Annotated in this window: 17 protein-coding genes; 15 read left to right on the top strand and 2 right to left on the bottom strand. The window is 56.3% G+C overall.

From position 1 onward, the window contains the following. Nucleotides 1-2 precede the first annotated feature (2 nt). Entirely contained in the window at nucleotides 3-971 is a 969-nt protein-coding gene (gene ispB, locus FXO11_RS04255) for an octaprenyl diphosphate synthase (RefSeq protein WP_148861729.1), read from the bottom strand. Nucleotides 972-1,344: 373 nt separating this feature from the next. On the opposite strand from ispB, the gene rplU reads away from it, so the two are divergent. From rplU to proB, 4 genes are all read left to right on the top strand, one after another. Next, nucleotides 1,345-1,656, top strand: a complete 312-nt coding sequence (rplU, locus tag FXO11_RS04260) for a 50S ribosomal protein L21 (protein ID WP_148861730.1) — start codon at nucleotides 1,345-1,347, stop codon at nucleotides 1,654-1,656. A 32-nt stretch (nucleotides 1,657-1,688) separates the two neighbouring features. Then, complete coding sequence (gene rpmA, locus FXO11_RS04265; protein ID WP_148861731.1) at nucleotides 1,689-1,949, top strand: 50S ribosomal protein L27; 261 nt, start codon at nucleotides 1,689-1,691, stop codon at nucleotides 1,947-1,949. 142 nt (nucleotides 1,950-2,091) lie between these two features. Next, nucleotides 2,092-3,285, top strand: a complete 1,194-nt coding sequence (gene cgtA / locus FXO11_RS04270; RefSeq protein ID WP_148861732.1) for an Obg family GTPase CgtA — start codon at nucleotides 2,092-2,094, stop codon at nucleotides 3,283-3,285. Nucleotides 3,286-3,351: 66 nt separating this feature from the next. Continuing rightward, nucleotides 3,352-4,476, top strand: a complete 1,125-nt coding sequence (gene proB / locus FXO11_RS04275) for a glutamate 5-kinase (RefSeq protein WP_148861733.1) — start codon at nucleotides 3,352-3,354, stop codon at nucleotides 4,474-4,476. 71 nt (nucleotides 4,477-4,547) lie between these two features. On the opposite strand, the gene rpsT is transcribed toward proB, so the two are convergent. Continuing rightward, complete coding sequence (gene rpsT / locus FXO11_RS04280; RefSeq protein WP_148861734.1) at nucleotides 4,548-4,817, bottom strand: 30S ribosomal protein S20; 270 nt, start codon at nucleotides 4,815-4,817, stop codon at nucleotides 4,548-4,550. Between the two features lie 249 nt (nucleotides 4,818-5,066). Here rpsT and murJ point away from each other — a divergent pair, with 249 nt between their 5' ends. The 11 genes from murJ (at nucleotide 5,067) to FXO11_RS04335 (ending at nucleotide 19,682) form a co-directional block, all read left to right on the top strand. Next, nucleotides 5,067-6,647, top strand: coding sequence for a murein biosynthesis integral membrane protein MurJ (murJ, locus tag FXO11_RS04285; protein WP_148861736.1), 1,581 nt, complete (start codon nucleotides 5,067-5,069; stop codon nucleotides 6,645-6,647). A gap of 103 nt (nucleotides 6,648-6,750) precedes the next feature. Next, entirely contained in the window at nucleotides 6,751-7,701 is a 951-nt protein-coding gene (gene ribF, locus FXO11_RS04290) for a bifunctional riboflavin kinase/FAD synthetase (RefSeq protein WP_148861737.1), read from the top strand. Between the two features lie 52 nt (nucleotides 7,702-7,753). After that, complete coding sequence (gene ileS, locus FXO11_RS04295; RefSeq protein ID WP_148861738.1) at nucleotides 7,754-10,573, top strand: isoleucine--tRNA ligase; 2,820 nt, start codon at nucleotides 7,754-7,756, stop codon at nucleotides 10,571-10,573. 2 nt (nucleotides 10,574-10,575) lie between these two features. Then, nucleotides 10,576-11,082, top strand: coding sequence for a signal peptidase II (lspA, locus tag FXO11_RS04300; protein ID WP_264766214.1), 507 nt, complete (start codon nucleotides 10,576-10,578; stop codon nucleotides 11,080-11,082). Between the two features lie 2 nt (nucleotides 11,083-11,084). Then, nucleotides 11,085-11,537, top strand: a complete 453-nt coding sequence (gene fkpB / locus FXO11_RS04305) for an FKBP-type peptidyl-prolyl cis-trans isomerase (protein ID WP_148861739.1) — start codon at nucleotides 11,085-11,087, stop codon at nucleotides 11,535-11,537. A 52-nt stretch (nucleotides 11,538-11,589) separates the two neighbouring features. Then, complete coding sequence (gene ispH, locus FXO11_RS04310) at nucleotides 11,590-12,543, top strand: 4-hydroxy-3-methylbut-2-enyl diphosphate reductase (RefSeq protein ID WP_148861740.1); 954 nt, start codon at nucleotides 11,590-11,592, stop codon at nucleotides 12,541-12,543. A gap of 242 nt (nucleotides 12,544-12,785) precedes the next feature. Further along, nucleotides 12,786-13,295 (top strand): GspH/FimT family pseudopilin, encoded by a 510-nt coding sequence (locus FXO11_RS20320; protein WP_148864788.1) that lies wholly within the window; start codon nucleotides 12,786-12,788, stop codon nucleotides 13,293-13,295. A 14-nt stretch (nucleotides 13,296-13,309) separates the two neighbouring features. Then, the gene (gene pilV / locus FXO11_RS04320; protein ID WP_168203123.1) at nucleotides 13,310-13,765 is read left to right on the top strand and encodes a type IV pilus modification protein PilV; all 456 of its coding nucleotides are present in this window, start codon (nucleotides 13,310-13,312) and stop codon (nucleotides 13,763-13,765) included. Continuing rightward, the gene (locus FXO11_RS04325; RefSeq protein ID WP_148864789.1) at nucleotides 13,765-14,790 is read left to right on the top strand and encodes a PilW family protein; all 1,026 of its coding nucleotides are present in this window, start codon (nucleotides 13,765-13,767) and stop codon (nucleotides 14,788-14,790) included. Before pilV ends, FXO11_RS04325 begins: the two co-directional genes overlap by 1 nt. 3 nt (nucleotides 14,791-14,793) lie before the next feature. Next, nucleotides 14,794-15,345 (top strand): pilus assembly PilX family protein, encoded by a 552-nt coding sequence (locus FXO11_RS20250; RefSeq protein WP_168203124.1) that lies wholly within the window; start codon nucleotides 14,794-14,796, stop codon nucleotides 15,343-15,345. 23 nt (nucleotides 15,346-15,368) lie between these two features. After that, nucleotides 15,369-19,682, top strand: a complete 4,314-nt coding sequence (locus FXO11_RS04335) for a pilus assembly protein (RefSeq protein ID WP_148861742.1) — start codon at nucleotides 15,369-15,371, stop codon at nucleotides 19,680-19,682. Nucleotides 19,683-19,712: the final 30 nt, after the last annotated feature.

Below are 19,712 nucleotides of genomic sequence, written 5' to 3' on the forward strand. Positions count from 1 at the left end.
GGTCAGGCGGTCCGTGCCACCGCGACGTCAGTGAGTAAAATCAGCGCGTCGCGGTGGGGCGACGCGGGCAGCTCAGTGACGCAAGCGCGTGCCTTTTCGGCCTCGGTTTTGGCTTTGGACACCGTATAGTCCAAGGCACCGGAGGTTTCCACGATCTGGAGGATCCGGGCCATCTCGTCGAGTCCGCCTTTCCGGATCGCTGAGCGAATCAGCTGACTCTCGGTTTCGTTGGCGTTGGCTATCGCGTGGATCAAAGGCAGGGTTGGTTTTCCTTCGGCCAAGTCGTCCCCCACGTTTTTGCCCATGGTTTGGGCGTCGCCACGGTAATCGAGAACATCGTCGACCAGCTGAAATGCCATCCCCAAGTGTTTGCCGTACTGCCGTAAGTTGGACTCGGTGGCCGCATCGGCGCCTGCGAGTATGGCGCCGGAGTGGGATGCTGCTTCAAATAGCATGGCCGTCTTATTGTGGATAACTGTCATGTACTGACTTTCCGAGATATCCGGATTGCGGGTATTCATCAATTGCAGTACTTCGCCCTCGGCTATAACAGCGGTGGCATTGGATAGCACCTCCATGATGGGCACGCTGCCCAGCTCGACCATCATCTGGAAAGCGCGGGAGTACAGAAAATCTCCCACCAATACGCTGGGCGCGTTGCCCCAGTGGGCATTCGCCGTCGCTTTTCCGCGGCGCAGATCCGAGGTATCCACCACGTCATCGTGGAGCAGGGTGGCGGTATGCAGGAATTCGATGACGGCGGCGAGTTTGAGGTGGTCGTCGCGCTCGTAGTCCAGGGCGCGAGCCGTTAGGAGCACCAGCAAAGGGCGCAGGCGCTTGCCGCCGCTGTCGACGATGTACTGGGCGATCTTCTCCACCAGTGGAACATCGGACGATAAACGGCGGGTAATCAGATCGTTGACGCGGGCGAAATCGTCCGCCACGGTTTCATAGATACGCTGCGCTGTCATGCGGGTAGTCCGGTTGTTATCGGGTGGGACGCGGCAATGCTAGGTACTGCTCCCAGGCGTGTCAACTTGATGGACGCGCCAACAGGGCAATAATTGCCCGCAACCAACATAGCCTTATGTTATATGCCGACGCGTTGGAAATTAAGGCTTTTGGTTGCTTGTAAAGAACGGGTGGTTTTCGTACAATTGCGCGCCCTGGGATTTGCCGGATGCATAACGGTGTACGGCAGTCCTGTACTCATCCCAACCTGCGCTCCCTGCTATAGGGTTGCCAGAGCGCCTCCCTTAGAACCAGGTGGATTCAAGAGCAGGGATGGGTCATACGCGGCTTGTACAAGAGACGGCAGGCCAGCAGAACGCAGCGGAGTAGAGCATGTACGCAGTGATTGTCAGCGGTGGCAAGCAGCACCGTGTAGCTGAAGGCGAAGTCCTGAAGCTGGAAAAAATTGAAGCTGAAACCGGTGGTACGGTCGAGTTTGATCGCGTATTGCTGGTTGCCGATGGCGACAGCGTTAAGGTTGGCGAGCCGATTGTTAGCGGTGCGTCTGTCACCGCCGAAGTGGTCCGTCATGGTCGTGGCGACAAGGTGCAGATCATCAAGTTCCGTCGTCGCAAGCACCACATGAAGCGTCAGGGCCACCGTCAGTGGTTTACTGAGGTCAAGATCACGGGTATCAAGGGCTAAAGTCCGGGAAACCCCATTAAAGGAGGCTAGTCATGGCTCATAAAAAAGCAGCAGGTAGTACCCGTAACGGTCGCGATTCTGAGTCGAAACGACTTGGGGTCAAGCGTTTCGGCGGCCAGCTCGTAACTGCGGGCAGCATTATTGTGCGCCAGCGCGGCACTCGTTTCCGTGCGGGTAGCAACGTGGGTCTGGGTCGTGATCACACATTGTTCGCAAAGTCGGACGGTGTTGTTAAGTTCGAGATCAAAGGTCCTCAGAGCCGCAAGACTGTGAGCATCGTTCCGGCCCAATAAGGGGCTGACTGCTTGCACAGCTGTTCCAAAAGCCCCGCAGCCTCTGATTGAGCCTGCGGGGCTTTTTCGTCTAAGGAGTCATCACTCCCCAGTCCACTGCTTTTTACAGTGCTCTGGCAATGCAATCCGAGCGGGCAAAACCATGAAGTTCGTAGATGAGGCGACAATTCGGGTCCAGGCGGGCAATGGCGGCCATGGTTGCCTGAGTTTTCGTCGCGAGAAATATGTGCCCAAGGGTGGGCCTGACGGTGGCGATGGCGGCGACGGCGGTTCGGTATACCTGGAAGCCGATTCGGCGCTGAATACGCTGGTCGACTACCGTTTTCAGCGCTCCCATAAAGCGCCCTCAGGCGAGGGTGGCGCCGGCCGTAACTGCTCCGGTAGCAAGGGTGAAGACCTTGTTCTTCAGGTCCCGGTGGGTACTACGATTGTCGATATGGACACCCATGAGGTGTTGGGTGATCTCACTCATGCCGGCGAGCAGCTTAAGGTGGCGCAAGGTGGTTTTCATGGACTGGGCAACACACGTTTCAAGTCGTCCATAAACCGAGCGCCCCGTCAGACCACGAAGGGCACGCCCGGTGAGGTGCGTAACCTGCGGCTGGAGCTGAAGGTGTTGGCGGATGTAGGATTGCTGGGGCTTCCCAACGCGGGTAAGTCGACCTTTATTCGTGCCGTGTCGGCCGCTCGCCCAAAAGTTGCCAACTACCCGTTTACCACGCTGGTCCCCAATCTCGGTGTGGTGAGTGTTCAGGCTCATCAAAGTTTTGTAGTCGCTGACATTCCTGGATTGATCGAAGGCGCCGCCGAGGGGGCCGGTTTGGGTATCCGCTTCCTCAAGCACTTGGTGCGTACGCGGCTGTTGCTGCATCTGGTGGATGTGGCGCCTTACGATGGTACAAATCCGGTTGAAAGTGTCCGCGCGATCGTTGGCGAATTGAACAAATTCAGCGCCACCCTGGCTGGCCGGGAGCGCTGGCTGGTCTTTAACAAAGTCGATGTCTTGCCGGAGGATGAGCGCGAGTCCGTCTGCCAGGCCGTTGTCGACGAGTTGGGCTGGGACGGTCCGGTGTACAGTATCTCCGCTTTGAGTGGTGAGGGTACGAAACCTCTGTGTCAGGCGGTTATGCGTTGGATTGAACGCCGGGCCGAGGAGGAAGCGGATAGCCCGGAGGTTGCCGAGCAGGAGGCCGCTCTGCGTCGCAAGATGGATGATGAGGCTCGGGCTCAGATCGACGCGATTAAAGAAGCGCGGCGTGCGGCGCGGATAAATGACGATGATTTTGATGACGACGACGATGATGATGACGTCGAGGTCGTGTACGCGCCGGAGTAAGGCTTGCGTCGTTAGCCAAGCTGGGCGTTTGCGGGTGAAACGAGTGTTTGAGGTAATTAGGGAACTATGGCGGAACGTGGACGGGTGCAGCGGGCTCGGCGCCTGGTTGTAAAGATTGGCAGTGCGTTGCTCACCAACGATGGTCGAGGGCTCGATGTGGCGGCGCTTGCTGGCTGGGTGGATCAGCTGGCGGCGTTGATTCGCGACGATGTCGAGGTTGTTCTGGTGTCATCCGGCTCGGTCGCGGAAGGCATGAGTCGCCTGGGGTGGCGCGAGCGTCCGCAGCATCTGCACGAACTCCAGGCAGCGGCGGCTGTGGGGCAGATGGGGCTGGTCCAGACCTGGGAGGCTCAGTTCAAGCGCCACGGTCTCCATTCCGCGCAGATCCTGCTAACGCATGACGACCTGTCCGATCGCAAGCGCTACCTCAATGCACGGAGCACGCTGCGCACCTTGCTGGATCTGGGTGTGGTGCCCATCGTCAACGAAAACGATACGGTCGTCACCGACGAGATTCGTTTCGGTGACAACGATACGCTTGGCGCGTTGGTGGCCAATTTGATCGAGGCTGACGGCCTGGTCATCCTTACCGATCAGGATGGGTTGTTTGATCGTGACCCACGCAAACATGCCGATGCCAGTCTGGTCGAAGAGCGGCTGGCCAGCGACGTAGAATTGGACGCTATGGCTGCCGGTGGCGCGGGTATGCTGGGGCGAGGCGGAATGCAGACCAAGGTTCGGGCGGCTCGGTTGGCGGCGCGCTCCGGGGCTTTTACTGTCATTGTGGGTGGGCGTTTGGAACAGGCAATCGCGCGCCTGCGCTCGGGCGAGGTGCTGGGCACGTTGCTTTTACCTGAACAGGGGCGGATCGCGGCGCGTAAGCAGTGGCTGGCGAGTCATCTCAAGACTCGTGGCCAGCTGGTGCTGGATGCCGGTGCGGTGCGCGTACTTTGTCAGGGCGGTCGCAGTCTTCTGCCTGTCGGCGTGCGTTCTGTAACCGGCCAGTTTCGGCGAGGGGAGATGGTGTCCTGTACTGACGAGTCCGGATGTGAAGTTGCCCGTGGCCTGGTGAACTACGATGCTGACGAGGCGAGAGCCATTGCCGGGCGTTCGAGTGATCGGATCACTGAAGTCTTGGGCTACATTTCCGATGAGGAAATGATTCACCGGGATAACCTGGTTATTGTTTAGGTGTCGTAATTGCGGACGCAAAAAAACCGACCAGCTGGTCGGTTTTTTTGTTTGGCTTTCAGGCTAGCCCATCAGGCGCTTTTCAGGCCTTTGATCTTGGTGGTCATGCGGCTCTTGATGCGCGCCACCTTGTTCTTGGGATAGATGCCCTTGTTAACCATGCTGTCCAGGATCGGCTGAGCCGTCTTGAATGCAGCCTGAGCTTCGTCGTAGTTGCCAGCATCGATTTTGCTTTCTACTTTCTTCACGTAGGTACGCGACATGGAACGCAGGCTGGCGTTGTGCTTGCGATTCTTTTCGTTCTGACGAGCGCGCTTACGGGCTTGGGGAGAGTTTGCCACCGTATAACTCCTGAATTCGTTTCTGAATAAATAGCGGGCGCGCTAACAATCAGCGCCTCAAAATAAATGACGCGGAATGATGCCGCTCAAGGCCTTTTATGTCAAGTTAAAAACCGCTGTGATGCGGGCTGTACAGGGTATGGTAGACTCCCGTGCGGCAATCGGCGGCCACCGTTTGTCCAGCGGTCCCTCAAGTCGCCTGATGGCCCATTCCTAAGTGCCTGTTTTCGACAACAAGGATGATGTTTGATGGCGTCCGATCCCGTCCCGCCCAAAACCCCTGAGCCAGCGCCGAAGGCCCCCGGCCTATTGCGTTCTTCGGGTGTCGTGGGTTCGATGACCATGCTTTCTCGCGTGTTGGGGCTGGTCCGGGATATGGTTATCGCACGTTATTTCGGCGCGGGTGCCGGAGCGGATGCGTTCTTCGTAGCCTTTAAGATCCCTAATTTTCTTCGCCGGCTTTTTGCGGAGGGGGCCTTTGCCCAGGCCTTCGTGCCGGTACTGTCTTCTTACCGGCACACTCAGTCGCTGTCTGACGTTCGTCAGCTCGTGAATGCAGTCGCTGGGACCTTGGGCTTGGTTCTCCTGGGGGTGACGCTGATCGCCGTGATAGGCGCCCCCGTACTGACGTCAGTCTTTGCCCCCGGGTTTACCGACGACCCGGAGAAATTCGCTCTAGCCAGCGATATGTTACGTATTACTTTCCCTTATTTGTTGTTGATCTCTCTGACAGCCTTCGCGGGTGCGATTCTTAACAGCTACGACCGGTTTGCGGTACCGGCCTTTACGCCGGTTTTGCTGAATTTGGTCATGATCGGGGCGGCGGTCTTCCTGTCTCCACTGATGCAGACGCCGATCATGGCGCTGGCCTGGGGCGTTTTTATTGCGGGGGCGATTCAGTTGTTTTTTCAGCTGCCGTTCCTCATGCGTTTGGGGCTGATGCCGCGCCCGCGCGTGGATTATCGTCACGAAGGTGTAAACCGTGTGCTGAAGCTGATGGCGCCGGCTCTGTTCGGCGTTTCCGTTAGTCAGATCAATCTCTTATTGGACACGGTGCTGGCCTCGTTTCTGCAAACCGGGAGTGTCTCCTGGCTCTATTACTCGGATCGTCTCTCGGAGTTGCCGCTCGGGGTATTCGGGGTGGCCATCGGTACGGTGATTTTGCCTAACCTGTCGCGTAAGCATGCCGCAGAGCGACCTGAGCATTTTGCGAAGACGATCGACTGGGCCATTCGTGCCGTTCTGCTCATCGGCGTTCCGGCTGCCGTGGCGCTGGTGCTTTTGGCTGAGCCGCTAATTGCCACCCTTTTCCACTATGGCGAAGTGACAGGCCGGGATGTCGTCATGTCCGCACAGAGTCTGCGGGCCTACTCGGTTGGTCTGATGGCGTTCATGTTGATCAAGGTGCTGGCCCCCGGATTTTTTGCCCGTCAGGATACGCGCACGCCGGTGAAGATTGGCGTCATCGCCATGGTGGCCAATATGGTATTCAATTTGGCGTTGGTATTTCCGCTGGCCCACGCCGGTCTTGCGCTGGCGACCTCTTTGTCTGCATGGCTTAACGCGGCGTTGCTATGGCGAGGGCTGAAGCGTCAGGGCGCCTGGAAGGTTCAGCCTCAGTGGGTGCGGTTTTTGGTTCAGCTGGGGCTGGCAAACGGCGCTTTGGCTGTGGTTATTGTCTTGTTGAACGTGCCGGGTGAGGCCTGGTTCGAGATGACTGGGCTGCAGCGTGCTGCAAAAATGGCGATTCTGGTGGGCGCCGGGGTGGCTGTTTATTTTGCCGTTCTGGCGATTGCCGGCGTGCGGGTACGGCATTTCCGGTTAAAGTAAATCAGCCGGGGCTCTGAAGGGCAGGAACCGCACCTTATCCCCCAGGTCCAGATCGTTTATAATCGCGTGTTTTCCTTAAACCACCCGCGAAGGTATGTAGTGCATGCGGCTTATTCGAGGCCTCGCCAATCTGCAATCACTAAGTGGTCGACCCGATTCGCCATTGAAAGATGGCTGTGTCGCCACCATTGGCAATTTTGATGGGGTGCATGTAGGGCATCAGACCATCATCGAGCAGGTCCACGAGCGCGCGGCCGCCGAGGGCTTGCCCAGTCTGGTGATGATTTTCGAGCCCCAGCCCCGGGAGTTTTTCCAGGGCGACGAGGCCCCGCCACGATTGACGGGTTTTCGTCAGAAGCTGAAAGCCCTGAAAGCGCAGGATGTGGATGTGGTGCTTTGCGTGCGCTTCGATGAGCGATTCCGCAGCTATTCCGCCCGAGGCTTTATCGACGACATCCTGATTGAGGGTCTGGCCGTCAGGCACTTGGTGATCGGTGACGATTTCCGCTTTGGTTGCGATCGTGCCGGCGACTTCAAGCTGCTGCAAACGGTTGGGCGAGAAGAGGGTTTCGGGGTAGAACGCACCGTAACCGTTGAGGTGGAAGGCGAGCGGGTCAGCAGTACGCGTGTACGGGAGTGCCTGCAGCGCAACGCGCTGGATGTCGCGGAAAAGTTGCTTGGCGCCCCGTATGCTATCGAAGGTCGCATTGTTTACGGGCGCCAGCTCGGTCGCGACCTGAATGCGCCCACTGCGAACATCAATCTGAAGCAGAGTGCGGCGTTGCGGGGCGTCTACGTGGTCCGCGCTACACTAGCCGATGGGCGCGTTTGTGACGGTGCTGCCAATATTGGCCTAAGGCCCACGGTTGACGGCCGGCAGCCTTCCCTGGAAGTGCACCTTTTCGACTTTGCTGGCACACTGTACGGTCAGCGGATGCGGGTGGAATTTCGCCATCCGCTGCGGGACGAGATCAAGTTTGATTCCGTCGATGCACTGAAAGCCCAGATTCACCAGGATTTTGCAGATGCGCGAGCCTGGCTGGCAGCGCACTGACCCCTGACGAAAGCATCCTTCTCCAAGATTCACCATTGACTGACAGAGCACTATGAGCGATTACAAGCATACCCTGAACCTGCCGGAAACCGGGTTTCCGATGCGCGGTAATCTCGCTAAGCGCGAGCCCGAAATGCTCCAGAAATGGCAGGATGCTGATATTTACGGAAAGCTGCGTAAGTCCCGCGAGGGCCGTGATCGCTTTATACTCCACGACGGTCCTCCATACGCAAACGGCAGCATTCACATTGGTCATGCGGTCAATAAAATTCTCAAGGATATGATCGTCAAATCCCGTAGTTTTATGGGTTATGACGCGCCTTACGTGCCGGGCTGGGACTGTCATGGCTTGCCTATCGAGCACAAAGTCGAGCAGGAAATCGGTAAGGCCGGGGGCAAGGTGGATTACAAAACCTTCCGTCAGGCTTGCCGAGACTATGCAGCCAAGCAGGTCGAAGGGCAAAAGGCAGACTTCATCCGTCTGGGTGTGTTCGGCTCCTGGGATAAGCCCTACCTGACCATGGACGCCAAGGTCGAAGCCGATATTATCCGTGCGCTTGGTCGTATCGTCGAAAACGGTCACTTGGTGCGGGGTTACAAGCCGGTGTACTGGAGTGTGGTCGGTCAGTCCGCGCTGGCAGAGGCTGAGGTGGAATACCAGGATAAAACCTCAACCCAGATCGATGTGCGTTTCACGGCGGTGGATCAGGCTGGTGTTCTGTCCCTGTTCGGTGAGTCGGGCGGCGAAGGCCCGGTGTCGGTGGTGATCTGGACGACGACGCCGTGGACCATGCCCGCCAACCAGGCGGTATCGCTTAATGCTGAGCTCGACTATGCGCTGGTTCAGTTGGATGCCGGCAATGGGCGTGAGCGTATGGTGCTGGCGGCCGATATGGTCGACGACATCATGGGCCGCTGGTCCGTGGAAGATTACCAGGTGCTTGGTACGTGCAGCGGTCAGTCGCTGGAACACCGGAAGCTCCAGCACCCGCTCTACGACAAGCAGGTGCCGATCGTCCTTGGCGACCACGTCACCACCGATGCCGGTACAGGGGCAGTTCACACCGCGCCGGATCACGGTATTGAGGACTTCACCGTCGGTAAGGAATACGGCATCGATACCCTGAACCTGGTTCAGGCGGACGGTACCTATACCTCCGCAGCCGGTGAGTTTGCCGGTATGCACGTGTACAAGGTGGACGACCCGATCTCCGATGCGCTGGAGCGGGTGGGCAAGCTCGTACGCAAGGAAAAGTTCCAGCACAGTTATCCGCATTGCTGGCGCACCAAGACGCCGCTGATCTACCGCGCAACGCCGCAGTGGTTTATCAGCATGGATGTCAAAGGCCTGAAAGCGGACGCGCTTGAGGCCATTGAGGGCGTTCGCTGGGTTCCGGCCTGGGGTCGGAACCGTATCGAAGCCATGGTTGAGCAGTCGCCGGACTGGTGTATCTCACGTCAGCGGACCTGGGGTGTACCCATTGCTCTGTTCATCCACAAAGAGACTCAGGAGCTGCATCCCAATACGCCGGAACTCATCGAAGCTGTCGCCAAGCAAATCGAAGAGGGCGGCATCGATGCTTGGTACGAACTGGACGCCGCCTCTCTGATTGGCAGTGACGCCGAACACTACGACAAAGTCACGGATACACTGGATGTCTGGTTCGATTCAGGCGTGACTCACGCGTCCGTTCTACAAAAGCGTGACGACCTCGGTCAGTTCCCGGCGGATATGTACCTGGAAGGGTCCGATCAGCATCGGGGCTGGTTCCAGTCCTCGCTTAAAACGTCAATCGCTATCAACGGCGTGGCGCCTTATAAGCAGGTCCTGACGCACGGTTTCACTGTCGATGGCAAAGGACGCAAGATGTCCAAGTCGCTGGGCAACGTCATCGCTCCCCAGGAAGTCATGAACGAGCTGGGTGCCGATATACTGCGTCTGTGGGTTGCGGCGACGGACTATAGCGGCGAGATGACGGTGTCCAAAGACATCCTCAAGCAAACCGCTGATGGTTATCGTCGGATCCGTAACACAGCACGTTTCCTGCTCAGCAACCTCAACGGTTTCGATCCGTCCAAGCATGCGGTGGCTCCGGAGGAAATGCTGGCGCTGGATCGCTGGATGGTAGATCGCGCCCTGACAATGCAGCAAGAGCTGAGTGAGGATTACGCCAATTACGCGTTCCTCAAGGTGTACCAGAAGATCTACAACTTCTGCGAGGCGACTCTGGGTGGGTTTTACCTGGATATCATCAAGGACCGTCAGTACACCACGCAAACGGATAGCCTGGCGCGCCGCTCTTGCCAGACCGCGCTTTATCACGTTGCTGAAGCCCTCGTGTGTTGGATTGCACCGATCCTGAGCTTCACCGCCGATGAAATCTGGCAGCACCTGCCGGGTGAGCGCGGTGAGAGCGTGTTCCTGGAAGACTGGTATGCCGGTTTGACGGCGCTGCCGGCGGACACCGACATGGGGCGTGACTATTGGGAGCGTATTCAGGAGGTCAAGGAGGCCGTCAACAAATGCCTCGAAGACGCACGAAATCGCGGGGTAATCAAAGGTTCGCTCAGTGCCGAAGTCACGCTTTACTGTGACGGCAGCTTGAAATCGGATCTGGAATCTCTGGGCGAGGAACTTCGCTTCGTACTGATTACCTCGGAAGCGCGAGTGGCACCTGTTTCTGAGGCCGGCAGTGCCGAAGTCACGAATTACGAAGGTCTACGCGTGGGCGTTGTGCCGGCCGAGCACGCAAAGTGCGACCGTTGCTGGCACCATCGAGCTGACGTGGGTAGGCACCCTGAGCACCCCAAACTCTGTGGCCGCTGTATCGATAATATCGATGGACAGGGTGAGGCGAGGGCGTTTGCCTGATGATGGCGGATACGAAGAGCGCTGAAATGGCTCGGTCACCCTTGAATTGGCTGTGGTTAGCGGCCGTTATTATTGCGCTTGACCTCGGCACGAAGGCCCTGGCTTCGAGTATGTTGAGCTACGGCGAGCCCGTGCCGGTGCTGCCGTTCTTCAACTTCACATTGCTTCACAACACCGGTGCTGCATTCAGCTTTTTGGCGGGTGAAGCCGGATGGCAGCGCTGGTTCTTCGTGGGCCTTGCGGCAGTTGTCTCGGTGGTGCTGGTGCGCTGGCTTGCAGCGTTGAAGGCCGGTGAACGTTGGGCGGCCGCGGCGATTACGTTGATCCTGGGCGGTGCGATCGGCAATGTTTACGATCGCGTCGTGCACGGCTACGTTGTGGATTTCCTGCATTTTTACTGGAATCAATATCACTTTCCGGCCTTTAATATCGCCGACACGGCGATCACAATCGGTGCCATCATGATGGTGGTGGACCTTTTTCGTAAGCCGCAGGAGCAGAGAGATTGACGATGAACACGCTTCCAATCGATACAGGGACCCGTGTTACGCTGCATTTCGCACTGAAACTGGAAGATGGTAGCGAGATCGATTCGACCTTCGATAAGGCGCCGGCCACCCTGGAAATCGGGGACGGTAATCTACCGGAAAATTTTGAGTCTTATCTGCTTGGTTTGACCGTCGGCGAGCGCAAGACGTTTGAGGTGCCGCCGGAAAAAGGATTTGGCCAGCACAATCCTTCAAACATCCAGACGTTCAAACGCTCCGAGTTTGGTCCGGATATGGTACTCGAGCCCGGTGCCGTTATTTCGTTTGCCGACGCCCGCCAGGGAGAATTGCCCGGGATCGTGCACCATGTTGAAGGTGATCAGGTCGAGGTCGATTTTAACCACCCCCTTTCAGGGCGTACACTGACGTTTGAGGTCGAGATTGTCAGCGTGGACGCCGCGCAGACAGCACACTGACGCCAAAGAAGCGACTCCCGAGCCGCTTCTTCCAGAAACAGTAGGACAAGCAATGCAGATTCGACTGGCCAATCCCCGCGGCTTCTGTGCCGGTGTAGACCGGGCAATCGAGATCGTCAACCGGGCGCTCGACGTCTTCGGTGCGCCGATTTACGTACGTCACGAAGTCGTGCACAACAAGTTTGTCGTCAGCAATCTGCGTGATCGCGGGGCTATCTTCGTCGACGAGCTGGACGAAGTGCCGGACGACCACCTGGTCATCTTCAGTGCTCATGGTGTTTCCCAGGCGGTGAAAAACGAAGCCGAGCGCCGTGGGCTTAAAGTCTTCGACGCGACGTGTCCGCTGGTTACCAAAGTGCACATGGAAGTCATGCGCTACAGTCGCGACGGGCACGAGTGCATCCTCATTGGCCATCAGGGCCACCCCGAGGTGGAAGGCACCATGGGCCAGTATGATCGCGGTAATGGCGGTGATATCTACCTGGTGGAAGACGAGGCCGATGTCCAGCGCCTGCAGGTTAAGGATCCATCGCGCTTGGCGTATGTCACCCAGACCACGCTCTCGATGGACGATACTGCCCGCGTGATCGACGCCCTGCGCGAGAAGTTCCCCGACATCCAAGGCCCCCGCAAAGACGACATCTGCTACGCCACCCAGAACCGCCAGGACGCGGTCAAACAACTCGCCGGAGGCTGCGACCTCATGCTTGTCGTCGGCTCTCCTAACAGCTCCAACTCCAACCGCCTACGCGAACTCGCCGAGCGCATGGGCACCCCCGCCTACCTGATCGACGACGCCGGCCAAATCGATCCTACTTGGCTGGCAAGCCGCAAATCCGTTGGTGTCACGGCCGGTGCTTCCGCCCCGGAAGTGCTGGTGCACGATGTGATCGCACGTCTGCGCGAACTTGGGTGCGATGCGCCTGAAGAGATCGCTGGGCGTGAGGAGAATATTGTGTTTTCTATGCCGCGGGAATTGCGGATACCGACAGCCCAAATTGATTGAGCGTTGCTTCTCCAGCGTAACTTATAGTTATTCGCACTTCCTGGGCGTTTTCACGCGCCCTAATTATCCGGGCTGAATCGGGCGGCGGTCAGCGACTCCTGCTGTCTCAGGGTGGCAGTTCACGTCCCGTTCCGCGCTTTTAATCGACCGCATATCCTCTCGAAAGTCCCGTTTGTCGACTCTTGGTCGCCTCTGGTTTTACCGCTGGTTACGATTCAAGTAATTCAGGCTGGACGACTTATATGCTTTCCAATCGAACACCAAAAAATGGCGGCTTTACTCTAATCGAGCTCATGATTGTCATTGCTCTGGTTGCTATTGTCGCGACCATGGCGCTGCCCTCCTTCACCCAGGTTTTGGCCAGTAATAGGGTTTCCTCCACGACGAATAGCGTGATCGGTATCCTTAACTTTGCCCGTGGCGAAGCGGTTAAGCGGGCGCGGACGGTGAACGTGCGTCCTGCTGATGGGGCCGATTGGGACAGTGGTGTGTTGCTGTGGGTGGATGCCGACTCGGATAGCACCTTTGATGCAGCGGAGGAGGTCAGACGCTCTGAACCCATGCCCGGAAACATAGGTATGGCGGCCTCTGGTAGCCTCCTGGCGATGGGGTTCAGGGGCAACGGTTACCTCGCTTCGGGTTCTACCACCGAGTTCATCTTGCGCATATGCAGTCCGGATACGACCCAGGGTAGTGCTGTCTCCGTCGGCTTCTCCGGCCGTATCCGTTCCAATGACGTGAATTGCAATTAATGAGAGCTAACGTAATGCCTTACAGATCGCAGTCCGGGTTCACAATGATCGAAGTGCTGGTGGCGCTGCTTGTGTTTGCCATCGGGCTGCTTGGCGTGGCCGGCATGCAGACCCTGGCGCTCAAGTCGACTGAGAATTCGAATATACGGTCACTGGCCAACCTGCATGCCTATGAAATCGTCGAGAGAATGCGGGCCAACATGCCGGGGGTGACGGCGGGCGCCTACAGCAGTATTACGGGCAAAACCGGAGCTACGAATTGCCAACCGGCTTGTACCGCATCCAATTTGGCTGCCTGGGATGCGGAGCAGTGGCTCAGCAACCTGTCGGCGGATATACCAAGCACCACATCCGCCAGCGTGTCTTATGCCGGAGGCGTCGCCACGGTAACGGTTAACTGGAATGAGCGGGGCCTCGGAAGCGACGCCGAAGCGCAGACTTATGTATTGCAGGCGAGGATTGACCAGTAATGAATAAGATTGGCTACAACCAGCGAGGTCTTTCTCTCATCGAGTTCATGGTTGCCGGTGCAATCGGTCTGATCCTGACCCTTGGACTGTTTCAGATTTTCGTGAGTAACCAGCGCGCTTTTACAGTGACCGGCGCGAGCTCCTACGTTCAGGAAAGTGGCCGGATGGCCACCGAAATTCTGAGTAAGGCCATCCGCAATGCGGACTACTGGGGGTGTGTCAGCCGGTCGTCGGTGTTCAATAACCTGAATATTGATCCAACGGACGATGTTTTGGGCTTCGGTCAAGGCGTCAACGGCGAAGATAACAACAGCGATAGCTCGGACGCCGTAATCAACGGTACAGACGTCCTTACCCTTCGTGGTGCCCGCGGATCAAATGGGATGCAGACCGATTCACCCATGCCAAACTCGTCGGCAGTTCTCGATGTCAAGACGAGCGCTGGTCTAGAAGAAGGCGAGGTCGTGGTTATCAGCAATTGTCGTGGGGCGGATATTTTTCAGATTACTAGCCTCCCCGGTAGCGGGGACAAGATCCAGCACAACACAGGCAGCTCGGTGTCGCCGGGCAATGGCAAGAATGTCTCCAATTGCGGCAGCTCAAACTGTCTGTCCCAGTTGTATGACAAGGGCTCTGATATCTTGCGTCCGTACTCAGATACCTACTACGTCGGAACCGGAACCAGCGGACAACCCGCCCTTTTTCTGCGCAGCGGTTTAATGAAGGGCTCGAGTATAGGCTCGGTTCAGGCCATAGAGCTGGTTGAGGGAGTGGAGGATATGCAGGTGCTATATGGCGAAGATACGAATGGCGACGGGGCTGTGAATCGATATGTGTCCGCTGGCTCGGTCACAGACATGGCCTCGGTCATAGCGCTTCGAATTTCACTTCTGGTGCGGTCGGCAGAAGATAGCGTCCTCGATACTTCTCAGAACGTTACCTTCGATGGCGTCGCGGTGGACGGTAGCGATCGTCGCCTGCGTCGAGTTTACTCCATGACCTCAACAATCAGAAACAGGATATAAGGCATGTTCAATGCGCAGGTATCGTTACGTAATCGCCAGTGCGGTGCGGCCTTGTTAACCAGTCTTTTGATATTGCTTGTCCTGTCATTGCTTGCCGTTGCATCGATGCAGAATGTGTCTCTCCAGGAGAAGATGGTTTCGGCCGTTAAGGACGGACAGGTTGCGCTGGAGGCCGCAGAATATGCAGCCCGTCAGGCAGAGCTTGAACTGGAGAACAATACGGTCACGCTCGGTAATTTTGGAGTTAAGACAGGACTCTATCTTAAATCTGAGGCCCCCAACGTCTTCGCAGCGACAACCTGGTCGGCTGGCGAGGGAGCCAAATCGGTTGCTGCCAGCGGATTTCCCACCGATGAACTGGCCGAAGCGCCTCGTTATTTGATTGAGCATGTCGGCCAGGTGATAACCAGTGAGCAAATTGATGATCTTGCTATCGGCAATTATGGAGGCGCCTCAGCCGCAGCCCCGCCCGAAGGTTTCAGGATTGTCGCATGGAGCTCCGGTCGTACCGGACAAACAACTCGCATAGTTGAAGTTTTCTACGGGAAGGATTGATTGTCCTCGTGCTGGAGTTTTCTATGAAAAAGCTATCAATGGCAAGTATCCACTTTGCCCTCGGGTTAGGACTTACCTTGCCGGCGGCCTCGTTTGCCGCTCCGGTGACGCCTGCATCAAAACCTCTGTTCCTGGATGGCGCCGTCAAACACAACGTGATGCTCGCAATCGACGACTCCGGCAGCATGGATTTCGAGACGTTGTTCAGCAACAACGACGGCGCTGTGTGGCTCGGCGAGGATGGTTCGTTCGTCAAGGCCAGTGGTGAATTCAATGACGCTGGTGAAAGTGGCGTACTCAGTCAGGGAAATGGCGGCAAATACGTTTATATTCTGCCAAACGGTCGAAATGGTACTTATGATGGTAAAAAAATTAATAGTGGCCATCAAGCGGTGCCGCCAATCAAGCCCTTTGCGTTCGTACGCAGCGGTGCGTTTAACAAGGCGTACTACGACCCCAATGTGACATACGAGCCTTGGCCGTCCTATGGCGGGTTCACTTTCAATGATATCGATCCGACAGAAGCTCCGTTCGATATTATGATCAATAAAACCTCTACCCTTGATCTCACCAGCAATATTAATACGTCTTCGCGAGGCCAGCAGTGGGGGTTTGAAATTGAAGATTCGGATATGCCGTGTACTGACGGAGGAGGAGCATGTAACGCCACAGGAACGGCCCACTATACTTATTATCCAGCCCATTATTATGTAGTCAGGGATAGCGGCACGTATACGTTTACGCCTAAATCAAGTGTGGACACTTTCTACAAAACGAATTCCAGTGCGTTCGAAGCTGAAGATGCCACAATCCTGGGTAACGGCTTCCGAAAAGCCTCGGATTCCGGTTCGCCTGTCCTCAACAACGCCTCAAAAGATAGCGCGTCCAATAAGGACTATGTTGGCGTACCCAGCAGTAAAGGCGAAACGAGCAATACGCCGCCAGGGGCCTCCGAAGGACAGTTGGAGTTTTCGTTCTACCCTAAAACCACAGCTACCCATCGCATATGGATTCGTCGCAGGATGCCAAACGGGAGCTCTGATTCTCTGTGGATTAACCTCCGTGATAAATCTCAGTCAGACGTTCAGGTGACTTGGAGCGATAACGATAGTTATTGGTCGAGCTTGGGAGGGCAGGATTGGAATAAATGGTGGAGTAACCATGAGCATAGTTCGGATTGGGTTTGGCAGTCTTGGGCTTTGGTGGATTTCAACTCCACAAGTCAGCAACAGCATCTAAGAATCCGTTTCCGTGAAGGGGACGTTTACGTCGACCAGATTCTGATTACGGCCGATGTCGATAAAATGCCGGGTGGCCCGGTTGTACTTGAGGATGCTCCGGGTGAAGCCGTTGTCCGGAGCTGCGATGACCCTCAACCGTCCCATTATCGGGAGTTTTTCGCCGATACCTCGCAATTCTCCGGTGTTGACGCTATTGGTCCTAAAGGCCAGTGCCTTGATCGTATCGATATCGAGTCGACTAAAACGAGCTACTCTTACGTCGATACTGAAGGTAATGCACAGACCCGTACCTACGCTCAGGAAATAACGAATTTTGCGAACTGGTTTACCTATTACCGTCGCCGTCATCAGGCTATGCGGGGTGGTTTGGGTGCGGCTTTCCAGGGTATTGGCGGTATTCAGGCGGGTTTATTCTGGATCAATAACCGCCGGAATGTCTCAATGTATGACATGGACAGCGAGACGGATTTGTCCGCCTTTCTGAAAGAACACTATAACTACGTATCCAGCGGCGGTACCCCAAACCGGGAAGCGTTGAAGCATGCCGGTGAGCAGTTGAAGCGCACCGGTAATGGAGCGCCCATCACCCTTGAATGTCAAAAGAACTTTACCTTGCTGTTTACCGATGGTTTTTCGTCAAAAACCGATCCGGGAGGAATTGGCAACGAAGATAGGGACGCTGGAGCGCCCTACGCGGACTCGTATAGCCATAACCTCGGTGACATTGCCTACAAATACTACAGTGAAAATCTCCGGCCAGACCTGACGAAAGAAGGACTGAGATTGTCGGATGAGTGTAAGGACTCGCCTTCGCCGATACTCGATTGCAACAAAAACCTTCACATGAACACCTATACGGTGGGACTGGGCGCGCAAGGCAATATATACGGGGTAACTCATGAGACGATAGCCGATGCCTACGCAAATCCGCCTTCCTGGCCGGACACCGAGGTCGAGCGTGACAAGCGGATGATCGACGACCTTTATCACGCCGCGATCAATGGTAAGGGAAAAATGTTTAACGCGAGCACACCCGTCGAGCTGCGCAAAGAATTGTCCTTGGCGTTGCGGGATATTATTGAGCAGATTGGCAGCTCATCGCGTGTTTCTTTCAATACGGGAACGTTGAATGAAAATAGCCTGATTTATAGTGCGTCCTTTGACTCGGCCGATTGGAAGGGGGATATCGAGGCCCGTGCGCTCGATCCTGAAACGGGTGACGTGTCAGAGGCTTTGTCTTGGAGTGCTGCTGAGCAACTAAGCAACCAGGCACCTAACGATCGGGTTATCCTCACTTACAGCAACAATTCCGATGACGGTGTGCCCTTCCGTTGGGACACGAGTGTATTGGACTCCGGTCAGTTGGCAGACCTGAACACGTCTTCGACAGGCGCACAGGATAGTCTTGGTGTCCAACGGCTGAACTTCCTGCGTGGCGTAAAAACACAGGAAGGAAATCTTTTCCGGACCCGGACAACGGTCCTCGGCGACATCGTTCATTCCACACCGCTGTATGTGGGTAAGCCGAATCTGATGTGGCCTGACTCGGGGCCGTTTGGCACCGAAGACAATCGTTATTCCAAGTTCAAGAACATAACAACGGCTGGGCGCACGCCGGTGATGTACGCCGGGGCTAACGATGGGATGCTGCATGGGTTCAATGCCCAAGCATCCACCAGCGATGGGGGGGGGCAGGAGGTGCTGGCCTACGTTCCCCGGTCCGTGTATTCAGCAGTGTCAGGTGAAGGCTTGAGCTACCTTACCCGACCGGACTATCAGCATAAATTTTATGTGGATCTGACGCCCCAGGCCGTTGACGTTTTCATAAAAGGTTCGCCGTTAGGCGCTGCGGATTGGCGGACGGTGCTTGTTGGTGGTCTGAGAAATGGCGGCGTGGGCCTGTTCGCACTCGATGTTACCGATCCGTCGACTTTCTCGGAAGACAACGCGGACGATATCGTCCTGTGGGAGTTTAACGAGGACGACGACGCCCGTCTGAACTACGTTACCAGCGAACCGACCGTAGTAATGATGCCGAATAACAGATGGGCCATGGTGGTTGGTAATGGCTGGGCGAATGGCTCTACCGCGAGCGATAATAAGACCGGTGTTTTCGTGATTTATATGGATGGCGGCATCGACGGTACTTGGACGGAAGGCAGCGACTACCGGTTTATCGAACTCGCCGAAACGGGGGGGCTTTCCGCTGTACAGCCAATCGATACCAACGGTGACTCAATTGTTGATCGTCTTTACGGTGGTGACCGGGAAGGCAACATGTGGGTCGTGGACGTTAGCAAGAGCAACACCAACACCAACACCAACACCAACCAGTGGGGATCTGCGTACACTTCGGGAAGCACACCTGAACCCCTGTTTACGGCGCTCGATAGTTCCGGTAACGCACAGCCGATAGGTAGCCGGCCACTCGTTGTTCGCAATGCTGAGTCTCCAGTTGGCACAGAAGGCCCCAACGGTGAAGACTTTATGGTGTACTTCGGCACAGGGCTGTACTTTTCCGCGAGCGACGCCACAGATGTTTCGTCTCAGTCTTTCTATGGTGTTTGGGATAGGGGAGAGAGTAAGCGGTCTACGGACGATCTGGTGACTCGGACTATCACTGAAATCAATACCGGTACGAAAAAGCTAAGGTCCAGCAGCAGCGACCCCATTGACTGGACTGACGCGTCCGGTAATGGCCGCGACTATGGTTGGAAAATGCTGCTCCCGGAAAGCGGCGAGCGCGTGCTAAATCCGCCACAGATTCGCGGTGAAACCGTCTTCTTTGAAACCTTTACGCCTTCGTCTTCGGCCTGTTCCGGGGGCGGCTCCTCCTGGCTCATGTCCGTTGCTCTGGATGGCTCGAACCCGGATGTTCCCGCGTTCGATGCTAATGGAGACAACGTGATCAATGACGATGATCTCGGTTATATCGGTGAACAGGACTCCGAGAATCCCAATATCGGCGGTACAGGCATTTTGGACAACAACCAATACACTAGTGATGGCAAAAAGCCGAAGAAGCGGAAGATCAAGTACAGCGGCTCTGACGCCAGCGATGGACGCTTGGGGTGGCAGGAACTTCTTTCACCGTAACGAACGCAATTGCCTGACCATGCTTCCAGC

Origin of the sequence: Marinobacter fonticola (genome assembly GCF_008122265.1) — a bacterium.
GTDB classification, from domain to species: Bacteria; Pseudomonadota; Gammaproteobacteria; order Pseudomonadales; family Oleiphilaceae; genus Marinobacter_A; species Marinobacter_A fonticola.